Here is a 14321-nt window from a genome sequence, read left to right as displayed (position 1 = left end):
TTAAATGACCTCCTTTGTTACAAATAAACAGGAGCCGAAATCTCCCCAAAGATGAGTCTTATCATTATAATAAGTGCCCATAAACTGATTATTTAAAAGAATACCGTAGTCCAACAGCTTTCCTGAGGCTCGATATTTTTCTACACAATCTAAAAGAGCATAATACTTGTTTACCGTTCTTAAAACAAGCCCCTCAGGGTTTAAAGAAATAGGCAGCACATGCTTAATCAAGCCTCCGAAACGCTTTATATAGAGGCTTTGAGGTTTTGTTTCAACCTCATATAAGGCATTTTCCTTCATTCCCTTAACTTTTAAAATACTGTGCCCGTCGGCAGTCCGTGCCTTCATCTGAAAAAGGCCTGATACGGCAGTCCTGCCGTCAGAACATTGCCAATGCCTCTGATTATCTTTATGAGTACCTATAACCGAAAAAGAACCGAACTGAAAAATTTTTCTGTATTTTTTATAAAAAGAAATTTGTTCTTTTATTTCTTTTTTTTCGGCATGGGTTAAAAATTTTAAATCCAATTCATAACCTAATACCCCGAAACAGGCGGTATTAAAGCGGGTGCTTAAAGGAGTTTGCCTTAGGGTCTGCTGATGAGGCGAGGCCGAAACATGGGCTCCCATAGCCGAAAGAGGATATAGGAGACTTAAAGCGCTTTGTATTTCCTGCCTTTCTACAGGGTCTGTATTGTCCGAAGTCCATATCTGGGGAGAAAAGCAGAGCATTCCAAGATCAAAGCGGTTTCCCCCTGAGGAACAGCTTTCAAGCAGGATATGAGGACGGGGAGAAAAAATCTTCGTTAGGACTTCATAAAGGCCTAAAATATAACGGTGATAAAACTCTCCTTGATTTTTTAAAGAAGGAGAAAAAGCTGCCGATATGTGGCGATTCATATCCCATTTTACATAAGAGACATCCTCCTCATCTAAAATCCGTGAGACATTTTCAACTATATAATCTCTAACTTCTTTAAGACAAAGGTCAAGGACGAGCTGGTGCCTTCCTCTAACCGGCTCCCTGAAGGGCTCTTTTAAGGCCCATTCGGGATGAGAACGGAATAGATCGCTGTCCTCGTTTACCATTTCAGGCTCAAACCAAAGCCCGAAATCAAGCCCGATTTTACGCACCTTATCGGCAAGTTTTTTAATTCCCCCGGGAAGTTTTTTTGTATTTACCCGATAGTCGCCGAGACCTGCACTATCATTATTCCGGTCTCCGAACCAGCCGTCATCAAGCACAAAAAGCTCAAGCCCCAACTTTTTTGCCTGACGGGCAGAGCGTAAAAGACTTCGGCGATTAAACTTAAAAAAATCGGCTTCCCAATTGTTTATTAAAACAGGCCTTTCTTTTTCTTTCCATTCACCCCTTACAATACACTTATTTATAAAGCCGTGTATATTTGAACGAAGCCCGTTAAAGCCCCTATCGGAAAAAGAAAGAAGAGCCTCAGGCGTTTCAAAGCTTTCACCTTTGTTTAAATCCCAAGAAAAACAATGAGGACTTATCCCGATACCGATGCGGATTAGGTCCAAATGGCTTTTTTGAACAAAGCCGAAATGATTGCCGCTGTAGATAAGGTTAAACCCGTAGACCTCTCCCCTATCCTCCTCTGCTCCGTGAGCTGCAACAAGAAAGCCCGGATTGTGACGGTTAGAGCTTGCTCCGGTTGTAGACTCGTTTACCCACATCCCATAGGAAATTTCTTTTTTGTGGAGATGAGCTTCTTTAATCCAGCTCCCGTCAAGGGTGAACATATTGAAGCCCCTGTCCGGAAGATCTATCATCATACTCATAAGGCGGCGTATTTCCAAGGCTTTTTCATTATTATTTGTCAAGACAGCACGCCTTGTTATAAGATTAAAGGACGGAAATACCGTATAGTAGAGTGCAAGACTAACATCGTTTATATCTTTTAAATTTATGATAAGGGTTTCGGCGTCTTCATTTCCGTCAATGGCGTAAGGAAGAGTCTGCATAGGTTTCAAGCCTTTTTCTATCTTATGGGATTGATAAACAAAATCGTGCGTAAAAGAAGAATCGGGCATTCTTATTTCGCAAGGAGAATAACGGTAATCCCCCCTGCCGTTTCCCGACCATTGCAAGGGGATATTATCAAGCACATAGATGGGGTCTTTTTCATCATAGCAAACGGAAGAACCTGTCTGTGCCGTTCTTTTTACAATGAGTCCCTGTATATCGCCTCTTTCCATCTTTTTACCGTAATGCACGGTTTCCAAGTGTCCGTAAGGACTTATACGGAACCAATAGCTTGAGTTCTCGGTTTCCAGATAGAAAACATCATCTTCAAATTGAATCATATCTTAAACAGTATAACATAATTTTTTAGGATATGCAAAGTAAATTTCATGTTAAAACTATAGTATTATTATTAAAAATAAGTTATAATTATAAGGTAATATGAGGGAAAAAATGAAGAAAAAAAACGTTTTATTATTTTTTTTATTTCTAAGCTGTTTCTTTTTTTTAAGTGTTTCTCTTTCGGCGGAACAAATGTATTCCCCTTCATGGGGCTATGCACTCGACCTGCCTGAGGATTTTGTTTTAGCCAATAGAGAAGGAAATGAAAGATATCTTTTTCAGCATGCTATTCTGCCGGTTGATTTGCAAATTGCCTTGTATGAAGAGCCTCAATTTAAGACTGCAAAAGAAGCGGCTGAACATGTTTTTAAACAGTTAAAAATAACTCATAAAGATGTTCCTTTTGTATGGAGAAATAAAGAAGCTCTTTTATCGTCGGTATCGTTTTTATATTCGCCTTCCGAAAAATATAAACCTAAGGAGCTTTCAGGCTGGGTTTTAAGCCTTGAGCTGCCCAATAAAACCGGCTGGCTGGTTCTTCTTACCTATACCGACAAGGATAAGGCAAAGGAATGCGAAAACCTCATGATTTCTTCCCTTGACACGGTTTATACGGATACAATGTCTTATTTTGAGCCCGGGCCGGTTACAACAGCCCTATATCCTAAAACAAAAGAAAAAAATATCGAGTATACTTTTAACAATAAAAACATATCCTTTACGATAGATGAATCCGATGCGGAAGCAAACAAGTCGGTAATTGACAGGGAATTTTCTGTTTTGACTATGTATTTAAATCATGATAATTTAATCGCAGCTTGGCAGCGTTTTTATAAGGTAATTTTTAGGGACGCATGGAACCGCATAGCTCCAGCTTCCTTTGCCGTATATACTTCTCTCTTTGATGAAAACAATCAAAACGGATTTGCCGAAAAAGCGGTAAAGGAACTGCTTCTTTTAGTTCAAAATTTTAACTATGAAAGAGACAGAAAAGGAAGCGATTTTATGAATTTGCCTCAAGCTCTTACGGAAAAAAGGGGCGACTGCGACAGCAGGGCTCTTCTTATGGTACTAATGCTAAAACAGATGAACATAGATGCCGTCCTTTTGGTTTCTCCGAATAAGTCCCATGCCATAGCTGCAGTAGACTGTCCGGGAAGCGGAACCTGTTTTACTCACAACGGCAGAGATTACCTTGGCTGTGAAACTACGGCCCATGTACCTATAGGAGAAATAGCCGATGAAATAGCGGCTCCTGAAAATTGGTTCCCCGTAGATTTTTACGTAATAGAAAATTTTGAATCAAATTAGCTTACGTTAGCAGCGTTAGCTGCAGCATGGACTTAACCGAGGCTTACTATCGTCTTTCCCGATCCGCCTTCTTCCGGCTTTGCAAAGCGGAAAGCCTTTACATAGGGACTTCTCTTTAAAAAGTCGTGAGAAAGTTCTTGAAGAATTCCATGACCCTTTCCGTGAATAATGGCAAACTCGGTGATACCGTGTACTAAGGCAATATCCATCTGATCCTGCAAGGCCTTTTGAGCTTCCTCAGCCCTCATTCCTAATAGGCGGAGCTCAAAAGAAGGGCGGGAAGAAGGAGCACTTGTATCGCTTATAATGCTGACAATGGGTTTGGAAAGTTTAAGCTTTTCCTGATTTTCGCAAGCCTCAATGTCGTCCTCGGCAATAGTAAGTTTTAAGTTATCGACGGCAACGAGCCACTTTCCTTTTTTTTCTTCACGGATAAGCTCTCCGTTACGGTTGAGGCTTTTTATTATAACCCTTGAGCCTTCGCGGAGGTCAGGATTTTGAGGAGCCTTGTTTTTTTCTTTTGAAGTATGAAGTCTTTCATCTATCTTTGTTTGTTCAAGTTTAAGGGTCTCATGTTCTTTGTCCAAGTCTTTTTCAAAATCGTCAATCCATTTTTTGACGCTTAAAGTTTTTTCTCGGCTTAGCTCTCCCTCTCTCAGTTCCCGCACAAGGTTTTCAAGAAATTTTCTTTTTTCTTCAAAAAAGAGATCGAGCCTTTTTATTCCGTCTTTCTTCAGCTCCAATTCTTTTTGTTTTAACTGAAGTTCTTTTAAATCGGAACGCCGCCTATCCTCTTTAAGTTTTAATTCTTCTTCTTTTTTTTGAAGTTCAAATTCGTTCATGTCTTCATGTTTTTGAATAAGGCCCTTTATAAGATCGGAAACATCGGCCCTGTTATTTCCCAAATAGGTGTGAGCCTTTTCGATTATATGTTCAGGAAGACCGTTCCGCTTGGCTATGTCAACGGCATGGCTTTCTCCGGGAACGCCCATTAGTATCCGATAGGTGGGGCTCAATGTGTTTTGGTTAAATTCGACCGAAGCATTTACACAGGAGTCCTTACTATAGCCGTAATTTTTTAAGGCACCATGATGGGTTGTAACAAAGACAAAGGCTTTTTTTTCTAAAAGATCATCGAGAACAGCCATTGCTATTGCACAGCCTTCTTGAGGATCCGTACCGCTTCCAAGCTCATCAAGAATTATAAGACTTTTATCCCCTGCCCTCCTTATAATTTCGGAAACATTTTTCATGTGAGCCGAAAAGGTAGAAAGGGATTGATCCATAGACTGCTCATCGCCTATGTCGCAGGCTATAAAATCAAAGTAAGGAAGACGGGTCAATGGGCCTGCAGGAACGGGCCAGCCTGTTTGGTTTATCAGAGCAAAGAGAGCTGCCGTTTTTAAGCTTACGGTTTTTCCTCCGGTATTCGGTCCCGTTATGATAAGCACCCTATCATCTTTAGATAATTTTAGGTCTATAGGAACCGCCGATTTTCCAAGAAGGGGATGGCGGGCTTGATGAAGATAAAAAGCAAGAGGAGAGCCTTTTGAATCAGGGCTGCCGTCCTTGTCTATTGAATGGCTTAAGCCTAAATCTATACTGCCTGCAAAAACACAATTATTGGAATGAGCCCATCTGGAAGCGGCGGCAACACAATCCAATTTTGTGATTGCTTCACAGGCCTCTTTTATGTTTTCGGTATGCTCTGCAATTTGGGAAGTCAAGTCCTGCAATAGCCTTAAAAGTTCACGCTCGTATTCGGCATGAGCGGCGATAAGGTCATTATTCTTTAAAACTATTTCTTCCGGTTCAAGATAAAATGTTTGTCCCGATTGAGAATACTCATGAATGATACCCGGAATCCTTCCTTTAAAATTTGATCTTACGGCTATAACCTGTCTTCCGTCTTTGACCGTAGGAAGATTGGATTGAAGCATTTGACGGGTTGCATCGTTTGTAAAATAATTCCGCATAGTTTTATCTATGTCGTCCTCGATAGAGCGTATCTTATTTTTTATTGCCCTCAAAGAAGGAAGGTCTTGCAATTCTCCGTTTTCATCTATAAAAGAAAATACAAGATTTTTTAGATGGAGCATATCGGGTATTTTTTTTACAAAGGAAACAATCGAGTTTTCATTTAGGTCTTCATTTTCTAAAAAAGGACTCAGCCATTCATGCAAAGAAAAAACGGACAAGGCTAAAAGCCCGACCGAATAAACGCCTTCAATATCAAGGGCAGCACCTTCAAGTTCTATGCCTTCAAGAAAGGGAAGAACAGGGGGCCTGTACTTTATTGGAGGAGCCTTATATGCCCTTAAAAGACTTAAAAAATCAATCCCTAATTTTTTTTCTTCTTCTATTTTTTTAATATCCGTATCGGGATTCTTTTTTAAGCAAAATTCTTTTCCCTCATCAGTTACACAATAGGAGGCAATAATTTCTCTTATCCTCGAAAACTGTAAAACTTCCAGCGTATGCTCTGTCATATCTACTCCCATAAAAACTTTTTGCAGCAAATATTAATTTGCGAAAAAAGTTTTTTCAAGTAGTTTTGCTTTATGCAAAACTACATACAATAATGCGACGTTTGCCGAAAGGCAAACTCGGCAGATAAACAGTGAGGCAGAATTCCTGCTGAACTGTTTATCATACTCCTATCCTACGATTAATACTTCTTTACCGTTTCTTGTAATTCTTTATGTATAAGCTCAAAACTCGTATACCTGTCCTTATGAATATTTCCTTTTTTAAGAGCTTCCAAAAGTGCACAACCGGGTTCATGGGTATGGGTGCAGGAAAGGCCGAATTTACATGAGCCTATAAGTTTTTCCATTTCGGGAAAATATAGGGCCGTATCTTCAGGCTCGATGCCGTAAATGGCAAAATGCCTAACACCCGGCGTATCAATTATGTTTATCGAATGTTCTTTCCCCTTTGAAGTAAGAGCCTTTATTTTAAAATACTCTCCTTGTGTTGTCGTGTGGGTGCCTCGGTCATACTTATCCGAAATTGCAGAAGTTTTTAAATTTAAATCGGGGGCGATAAAATTTAAGAGTGTACTTTTACCTACTCCTGACTGTCCTACGAGGGCAGAAGTTTTAGCCGAGAGGTTTTCAATTAAGTTATCCATTCCCCTACCCTCCTTTGCCGACACTTCAAGGGTTTTATAGCCCAATCTTTTCCAGTCCTCTATTCGCGCTCTTACATCAGCCGAGATTTTTAAATCACACTTATTTATAACAATTAAAACCTGAATCTTTTGAATCTCGGCTTGCACTAAAACCCTGTCTACAAATCGGGGGCGGAAGGGAGGATTAGCAGCAGAGACAACACAAACAAGCAGGTCGATATTTGCAGCTAAAAGCTGAGGCATATTCAGTTTTTGATTTAAACGTAAAAAAGAATTTTTTCTTTCTATCAAACCCGTTATTGAGCCTTCATCATCAGAATGAGTATCGGGCTCAAGATTTACAAAATCTCCGGCAGCAAGAGGATTATAGTAAAGAGCAGAATCTTTTAGAACCTTCCCCTTAATGGAGCAGCTTCTGAATTTTCCGTCTTCACATTCAACATAAAAAATATTATTAGATCCTTTTAAAACCAATCCTTTCATTTTATAAATACCTTAAAGGGAACATCGAAAAACTTCAGCTTTTCGATGTTTTCCTTAGATTTATAGGTTACTTCTAAAAAACAACAAGTTTTTTAGAAGTAACCTAAAGTCATATTAAAGAGCTCCGCATAAGCGGAATATTTTTTTGTACTCTCTTCAGTTTTTTCCGAGGTGATATAAAAAATATCTTTTTGAATATTATTTAATTTCTCATCCGTCTTTGATTTTTGAGGAGGAGATATTTTTAAGGCCTGATTTACAACCCCATCCAAAGAGTCCACAATCTTTATATCCGGCTCACACTCGGATTTAAACTCATCTCTTAGATGGAGAAAATGAGTACAGCCTAGGACGGCAGTATCCGTTCCCGCCGATTTAAAAAACTCAACCGCAGGACGGATTCCGGCCTTCTTGTCCTCCTCAGAGCCTGACAATAATGTGTTCTCTATTTTAGAGACCAAAACGGAATCGGCACGCATAAAAAATTTACAATCGGCTCCGAATTCCTCAATGAGATTTTGCACATAGATATCGTTTACCGTTCTTTCAGTTGCAAGGACGGCAATTTTTTTATTTTTACTTGTTAAGGCAGCAGGTTTTATCGCAGGAACGGTGCCCACAAAGGGTATCTCAAATTTTTTACGCAAGTGTGAAAGAGCCGAAACCGTCATCGTATTACAGGCTATTATTATAACGGAGGGTTTAAGTTTTTCGATTATTTTTTTTACAAGGTCTTCGGTAAATTCTATTACCTCTTCGAGTGTTTTTTCTCCATAAGGAAAATGTTTTGTGTCTGCGACATAGGCACAGGAACTTTGAGGCTCCAATTCTTTTAAATGCCTTAAATAAGGCAGCCCCCCTATGCCTGAGTCTATAAAAACATATTGAATGTTTTGTTTTAAAGTCAAATTTCCCTCCAACACTATATTAAAAACTCACTTCAATATCCAGTTTATTTTTACCCCGTTTTTTTCCATACGGCGAAACCAAGTTTCCTGCCGTTTCGCAAATTGACAAATGGCACGGTAAAGAGAATCAACGTACTCTTCCCTAGATTTTATTTTGCCTTGAAGATATTGGGCGGTAAATTTATATTCAAGCCCCAAACTTTCAAGCCTTTCCCAAGAAAAGCCCTCCTTGTGAAGGCTCTCGGTTTCTTCTATCATTCCGTCTTTTATGCGCTCTAAGAGTCTAAGCCTTATTCTTGCCCTTAAAATTTCCCGCGGGTATTTAAGGCCTATTATAAGGGGGCGGATATCGGGGCGGTTTGCATTTAAGATTTCAGCTGCATCGGGATGGGTCTTTTTATATTCCGCAATTTCAATAGCCCGCATAAGCCTATCCATATTTTCAAGGTCGGTTTTATTATGCATCGGAACATTGTATTCAAAAAAAGCTTTTTGCAAGTCAGCCAAATCCTTATCGGCCAAAGAAGCCCTCAGTTCTTCATTTTTCGGAACAGGAATGAGTTCGTATTCCCTTATAAGAGCATCAAGATACAGCCCCGTTCCTCCCGCAAAAATGGGAAACTTTTTTCTCCTCTTTATATCTTCAAAGGCCTTGTAAGCATCATTTTGAAAATCAAAAACATTGTACTCCCTTTCCAAGGTACAAATATCGATTAGGTGATGGGGTACATCGCCGTACTCTTTTAAGTCTTTTCCGGTACCTAGGTCAAGCCCCTTATAAACCTGCCTTGAATCCGCAGAAATGATTTCTCCGCCAAGCGCTTTTGCAAGGCCTACGGCATAGGAGGTTTTTCCCGTCGCCGTAGCTCCCAAAACGACAACCGAATTATGTTTATCCGATAAAGACAAAAAATCGAGATTCATAAAATCAAAAACTTATAACCTGTTTCGGATAATATTTAAAACAACTCCAAGCAAAAACATACCGCCGCAAACAAAAATATGCATATTTAAAGATTCGGATAAATACCAATTTGCAAGAGCATACGAGCCCAAAAGGCTGAAAATTATAAAAGAAATAAAGGCTATCGCATAAACCATAAAATCCATGGAAATTGTTAAATTCGCCGACAAAATATAGTATAGAAAATCAAAAATAAGGATTGTGCCTGCTATTATAAGAAGAAATAAAATAAGCTCGGTTGAGTCGGGCGTATTGATATTCCTGTAAAATAGATAGGCAAAGACGGCACTAAAAATACCGAAAAGAGCCGATAAACTATTGCTTAAGGTTTCTTCAGAAAGAGAAAATGAAATCAAAAAGAAAAAAGCCAATCCGAAAAGAGCGTTTAAGAAAAAGTACTGAAAGAAAAAGCGCCATAAATGAGCGGCAAGTGAAGATGAAATTTGCAGACTCGAAAAAGAGAAAAACGAAACAACTATCAATGCCGCTATTCCGCCCAAAATACCGAATAAAAAGGCTGCAAACTTACCGCCCTGTTCATTTGAAAATGAGGCATAGAGTAAAAAAAACAAGGGCAAAACTAAAATAAAAACAAAATTCATAGTCAATATTTTACCATAAAAATACCAATATATCAAGTATTTTTGAGTAATTGCCTTTACAAATATTTTTTTTACTGGTATACTGCTTTAATATGACAATTGCGGGAAGAAACAGAGCGCGCCTAGTCGCCATATGTATTGCAGCTTTAATTCTTGTATTATCCTTAATAGCCTTTGTATGTATTGTACTTAAAGGAAACCTTGATAATTCCTTGGTAATAGGCACAAAATCTGCAGGAAATTCTATAATTACTGAATTTATACTCAGCCTTTTAAGAAATAATTATAACAGCTATGCAGTATTAATAAGTATCTTAGCCTTTCCTTTTTTATCACTTGGTTTTTTAATCTTCATCTATTTCACATTTAAAAAAACTCATGCAATCGAAATATCCTTTTTTGCTATGTTTACCTTATGCATAAGCTTTGAAAGTATAAGGCTTGTATTTCCCCTATATAGTTTTTCCAATATAGTGCTGGATAGTATATCAAATCTATCCCGATTGGTATATTTTTTCAGATTAGCCGGAATTATGTCCATCTTTATGGCGGGCATCTTTGCCAATAAAATAGTAACGAGAAAGATATCTTCAGTCTTCTTTTTCCTTTTTTTTATATCTTTTTTAATATGTCTATCAATGCCTATAAATAATTTTCATATAAGCGGATATTTTCTTTCGGATATTAAGGCCGGTCATTCATATATATACCTATTTTTAATAGCCGCTCTTCTAGCCTGTGTAAATTACTTTTTTGTCTATATTACAAAAAACATAAAAGAATATTTATTTGCAGCCCTTTCGCTTACGGGAGCCTTAATAGGTTATTCGGTTCTTTTGTACACATCATCTTATACCCTTCTGGGTATAGGCCTTACATTTTTTATTTTAGGAAATCTCAGCTTTATAAAATACATACACAGCTACCACATATGGCAATAGACCTTTATACCGATAGCTCCATATAATAGGTAAAAACAGTACTTGATTTTTCGCCGATTATGATGTATGCTTAAGCTATGGCAATTAAATTTTACTCACTCGGAGCTGCACAAGAGGTTACCGGATCTAAACACATTCTTGAAGTTGACGGGCACAAGTATTTGATAGACTGCGGAGCTTTTCAAGGAAAAAGAGCTGAAGCGGACAAAAAAAATAGAGATTTTAATGTTCCGACTCAGGAGCTGGAAGCCGTTATTTTAACCCATGCCCATTATGACCATTGCGGACTATTACCATTGCTGGGAAAACACGGATTTAACGGCAATATATATGCAACCCCTGCTACCAGAGATATAGCAAACCTTGTTATGATGGATTCTGCACGAATTCAAGCTAGGGACAGGGAGTATCTATCCAAACAGGCTGCAAAAAAAGGAGAAAGCTTTAAATGGGTGCCTCTTTTTGATGAAGCCGATGTAATCCAAACAGTCAATCAGTTTGTAACAATTTCATATCATAGGCCTGCATGGATAGGTCCTAATGTTCAGCTTGAATTCTATGATGCAGGGCATATTTTAGGTTCAGCGATGGCTGTAATTACCGCCAAAGACTCGGATGGGAAAGAGGTAAAAATAGCCTTTACAGGAGACCTAGGCCGAAAAAATAAGGCTATTATCCGCGATCCGGATATTATTCCTCCTGTAGATTATATAGTTATTGAAAGCACATACGGAAACCGGCGCCATGAGGAAACCGACAATGCTTTAAAACTTCTTGCCGAAAAAACACAGGAAATTGTACAAAATAAGGGAAAGATGATTATTCCGGCCTTTGCAGTTGAAAGGACACAGGAAATCGTCTATTATTTTCATCTCTTAGTAGATAAAAAAATAATTCCTAATATTCCGATTTATGTAGATTCGCCCATGGCCGTAAACGCAACGAGCATCTTTCAGGTACATCCCGAATGTTATGATGCAGAAACACATGAGGCATTTTTAACTCATCATAAAAATCCATTCGGCTTTAACTCACTTAAATTTATAACGAGTGTAACCGAGTCTAAGGAATTGAACAATATTGACGGCCCCATGGTTATAATCAGTGCAGACGGAATGTGCGAATTCGGACGAATTACCCACCATCTTGCAAACAATATCGAAAAGCCGTCGACAAAGGTAATGCTTGTAGGTTTTATGGCAGAAGACACCCTAGGCCGCAGACTTCAAAACAGAGAACAGGAAGTAAAAATCTTCGGTGAATGGCATCAGGTACGAGCTGAAATTTTGCAGATAAATGCCTTCAGTGCTCATGCCGACTATTTTGAATCCAGAGAATGGCTCGACTCCTTGGAAAATCCTAAACTTAAAAGAATATTCTTGGTTCACGGAGAACCTAAGGCTCAAACTTATTTTACCCAATACTTAAACGAAAACGGTTACAAGGATGTAAAAACGGTAAAATACGGTGAAATTTATAGCTTGGACTAAAAATTATGAAAAAAACAATTACGGGTTTTCATGCGATAGACGAGATTTTAAGAGCAGAAAAACTTAAAATAGAAAAAGAAAAGAACCGGAAGCCGAACCTTGAAATTTTTTACTCTAAAGAAGGCCCAAGGGTAAAAAAAATTTTGGAAGAGGCTCGTAAATTAAATCTAAAAGTTGAAAAAAAAGACAATCAATTTCTTGATTCCCTCACCAAAACCTTGCCTGAACAGTTAAGGGATCACAGGGGTATTGTTCTTGTAACGGAGGCTGAAAATCAAAAAAAAGGAATGAGTGTCGATGAGTTTTTTGCAAGGCTTGCAGAAAAAGACTCGGCCTTTGTGGTAATACTTGATTCCGTTACGGATCCTCACAATACGGGTTCCATTATACGAAGTGCAGACCAATTCGGAATAGACGGAATACTAGTTCCTGAAAACAAAAGTGCGGGAGGCTTTGAGATTATAAGCAAGGTAAGTGCAGGAGCTTTAGCCTGGGTTCCCTTTGTGGAAGTAACCAATTTGGTAAGAACTATAGAGAGGCTAAAAAAGGAAGGTTTTTGGATTTACGGTGCAGATGCAGGAGGCAAGGCCCTTCCCGATCTAACGTTCCCAAAAAAGACAGCCCTTATTATGGGAAGCGAAGGCAAGGGAATGAGCCGCCTTGTAGAAGAAACCTGCGACGAAATAGTGTCAATCCCAACCAAGGGAAAACTTGACAGCCTAAATGTTTCCGTCGCAGCAGGTATTCTATTATACGAAATAAGCCGGAAAAAAGAGGTTTAATTTTTTGAGGCCATAATCTTTTTTACAACTTCGCTAAGAGGTATTTCATCCTCAGTTCTATTAGTCATATCCTTTAATTTTATCTTAAACCCTTGAGGGGTCTTGTCAAATTCTTCTACACAAGAATCTTTACCTAAGAAAAGCCCCCACCTTATGTCTTTTTTTTCGGCATAGGTATACTGATGATTCATCTTTTTAGGTTCAGGATATACTTCAGCATTTATTTTTTCGGCTTCAAAAAAGTTTACTATCTTATATGAAAGAGCTTGATCATCTTCAGGTAAAGAAAAAATAAGGAGATCGGTAAAGCTGGCCTTTGTTTTTTGATGACCTAACTGTTCAAGGGCAGCTAAAAGCCTATCAAGCCCTATGGATGCCCCCACTCCTGTAATAGATTCCTTCATATAAAGAGCTGTAAGGTTATCATACCTTCCGCCGGAACACACAGAGCCTATCGATGGCAAATCGGTTAAGAAGGTCTCAAATACAACACCGGTATAATAATCCAAACCTCGCGTAATTGAAGGATCAAAGACGACTGAATCTTCAATACCTACAGCCTTTACCAAGGCATAGATATCCCTCATGCGTTTTGTATCCTCGCCGGAGCCGCCTGCGAGGTTTTCCAAGTGAGAAAGAGTTTTTTCAAAGTCTTCACTTTTTAACTCCTTGTTCACACCGGAAATATAAGCCAATATTTTTTTTGCACTTTCTTCGGAGCTTATATCGGTAAGGAGTTTTAAAACCTCGGCCTCCCCTATCTTAGCAAGTTTATCTACAATACGCAAAACTTCTTCACTGTCTTCCGATAGGTTTAAAGACTTTAAAAAACGGTTAAAAATCCCCCTATGGGAAACGTGTATTTTAAAATTGGAAACACCTAATTCGTTTAAAGCTTTTTTAATAAGACGCAAAATTTCAAAATCAACGGCAGCCGAATCGGAACCCAATGTATCGAAATCGCATTGCAAAAATTCCCGATAACGGCCTGCCTGAGGCTTTTCACCGCGCCAAACTTTTCCCAGATGATAGCGTTTAAACGGAAAATATATTTCGCTTTTATGTTCTGCAACAAATCTGGCTAAGGGAACGGTTAAGTCAAAGCGCATCGCAACATCCCGTCCGCCGTTGTCGTTAAACCGGAAAACCTGTTTTTCGGTCTCCCCGCCGCTCTTTCTCAATAGAATTTCGGAATATTCCAAGGCAGGAGTGTCGATAGGCACAAAGCCGTAATCCCTAAAAACCTTTACCAGTCGTTCCATCAGAAGAGCTCTTTCAATCTCATCTGCCGGAAGAAAATCTCTAAATCCCTTTAAAACTTTCGGTTGTATTAAATCACTCATAGGCTCATTTTACAATATTTTTTTAGATTGAGCAAGAG

Annotated in this window: 11 protein-coding genes; 4 read left to right on the top strand and 7 right to left on the bottom strand. The window is 38.8% G+C overall.

Features of this window, described 5'->3' with window-relative positions; all coding sequences use genetic code 11:
• Entirely contained in the window at nt 1-2325 is a 2325-nt protein-coding gene (locus E4N80_RS04005; RefSeq protein ID WP_253700592.1) for an alpha-galactosidase, read from the bottom strand.
• Nucleotides 2326-2437: 112 nt separating this feature from the next.
• Between E4N80_RS04005 and E4N80_RS04000 the strand changes: the two genes are divergently transcribed.
• Nucleotides 2438-3637 carry a transglutaminase-like domain-containing protein gene (locus E4N80_RS04000; RefSeq protein ID WP_253700591.1) on the top strand — a complete coding sequence of 400 codons (1200 nt, stop codon included), beginning with the start codon at nt 2438-2440 and terminating at the stop codon, nt 3635-3637.
• 32 nt (nt 3638-3669) lie between these two features.
• Here the strand turns inward: E4N80_RS04000 and E4N80_RS03995 are convergent, their stop codons facing one another.
• The 5 genes from E4N80_RS03995 to E4N80_RS03975 form a co-directional block, all read right to left on the bottom strand.
• Nucleotides 3670-6126, bottom strand: a complete 2457-nt coding sequence (locus E4N80_RS03995) for an endonuclease MutS2 (RefSeq protein WP_253700590.1) — start codon at nt 6124-6126, stop codon at nt 3670-3672.
• A 179-nt stretch (nt 6127-6305) separates the two neighbouring features.
• Nucleotides 6306-7253 carry a ribosome small subunit-dependent GTPase A gene (gene rsgA, locus E4N80_RS03990; RefSeq protein WP_253700589.1) on the bottom strand — a complete coding sequence of 316 codons (948 nt, stop codon included), beginning with the start codon at nt 7251-7253 and terminating at the stop codon, nt 6306-6308.
• 92 nt (nt 7254-7345) lie between these two features.
• A complete protein-coding gene (murI, locus tag E4N80_RS03985; protein WP_253700588.1) occupies nt 7346-8161 on the bottom strand; it encodes a glutamate racemase in 816 nt (271 codons plus the stop codon).
• Nucleotides 8162-8188: 27 nt separating this feature from the next.
• Nucleotides 8189-9085, bottom strand: coding sequence for a tRNA (adenosine(37)-N6)-dimethylallyltransferase MiaA (gene miaA, locus E4N80_RS03980; protein WP_253700587.1), 897 nt, complete (start codon nt 9083-9085; stop codon nt 8189-8191).
• Between the two features lie 12 nt (nt 9086-9097).
• Nucleotides 9098-9727, bottom strand: coding sequence for a hypothetical protein (locus E4N80_RS03975; RefSeq protein WP_253700586.1), 630 nt, complete (start codon nt 9725-9727; stop codon nt 9098-9100).
• Between the two features lie 92 nt (nt 9728-9819).
• On the opposite strand from E4N80_RS03975, the gene E4N80_RS03970 reads away from it, so the two are divergent.
• From E4N80_RS03970 to rlmB, 3 genes are all read left to right on the top strand, one after another.
• A complete protein-coding gene (locus tag E4N80_RS03970) occupies nt 9820-10668 on the top strand; it encodes a hypothetical protein (RefSeq protein WP_253700585.1) in 849 nt (282 codons plus the stop codon).
• 77 nt (nt 10669-10745) lie between these two features.
• Nucleotides 10746-12158 carry an MBL fold metallo-hydrolase RNA specificity domain-containing protein gene (locus E4N80_RS03965; RefSeq protein ID WP_253700584.1) on the top strand — a complete coding sequence of 471 codons (1413 nt, stop codon included), beginning with the start codon at nt 10746-10748 and terminating at the stop codon, nt 12156-12158.
• A gap of 5 nt (nt 12159-12163) precedes the next feature.
• Nucleotides 12164-12940 (top strand): 23S rRNA (guanosine(2251)-2'-O)-methyltransferase RlmB, encoded by a 777-nt coding sequence (gene rlmB, locus E4N80_RS03960; protein WP_253700583.1) that lies wholly within the window; start codon nt 12164-12166, stop codon nt 12938-12940.
• Here rlmB and hisS read toward each other — a convergent pair.
• On the bottom strand, nt 12937-14283 hold the full coding sequence (hisS, locus tag E4N80_RS03955) for a histidine--tRNA ligase (protein ID WP_253700582.1): 1347 nt from the start codon (nt 14281-14283) through the stop codon (nt 12937-12939). The genes rlmB and hisS overlap by 4 nt on opposite strands.
• Nucleotides 14284-14321: the final 38 nt, after the last annotated feature.

Source organism: Treponema denticola (assembly GCF_024181605.1).
In the GTDB taxonomy this organism is placed as follows: Bacteria; Spirochaetota; Spirochaetia; order Treponematales; family Treponemataceae; genus Treponema_B; species Treponema_B denticola_B.
The sequence above is the reverse complement of the archived record's forward strand: the minus strand, read 5'-3'. Positions and strand labels throughout refer to the sequence as shown.

Excerpts from the sequence above, each read along its gene's own strand:
- E4N80_RS03995 (WP_253700590.1), bottom strand. The coding sequence starts at position 6,126 with ATGACAGAGCATACGCTGGAAGTTTTACAGTTTTCGAGGATAAGAGAA.
- miaA (WP_253700587.1), bottom strand. The coding sequence starts at position 9,085 with ATGAATCTCGATTTTTTGTCTTTATCGGATAAACATAATTCGGTTGTC.
- hisS (WP_253700582.1), bottom strand. The coding sequence starts at position 14,283 with ATGAGTGATTTAATACAACCGAAAGTTTTAAAGGGATTTAGAGATTTT.
- rlmB (WP_253700583.1), top strand. The coding sequence starts at position 12,164 with ATGAAAAAAACAATTACGGGTTTTCATGCGATAGACGAGATTTTAAGA.
- E4N80_RS04005 (WP_253700592.1), bottom strand. The coding sequence starts at position 2,325 with ATGATTCAATTTGAAGATGATGTTTTCTATCTGGAAACCGAGAACTCA.
- rsgA (WP_253700589.1), bottom strand. The coding sequence starts at position 7,253 with ATGAAAGGATTGGTTTTAAAAGGATCTAATAATATTTTTTATGTTGAA.
- E4N80_RS03965 (WP_253700584.1), top strand. The coding sequence starts at position 10,746 with ATGGCAATTAAATTTTACTCACTCGGAGCTGCACAAGAGGTTACCGGA.
- E4N80_RS04000 (WP_253700591.1), top strand. The coding sequence starts at position 2,438 with ATGAAGAAAAAAAACGTTTTATTATTTTTTTTATTTCTAAGCTGTTTC.
- E4N80_RS03975 (WP_253700586.1), bottom strand. The coding sequence starts at position 9,727 with ATGAATTTTGTTTTTATTTTAGTTTTGCCCTTGTTTTTTTTACTCTAT.
- E4N80_RS03970 (WP_253700585.1), top strand. The coding sequence starts at position 9,820 with ATGACAATTGCGGGAAGAAACAGAGCGCGCCTAGTCGCCATATGTATT.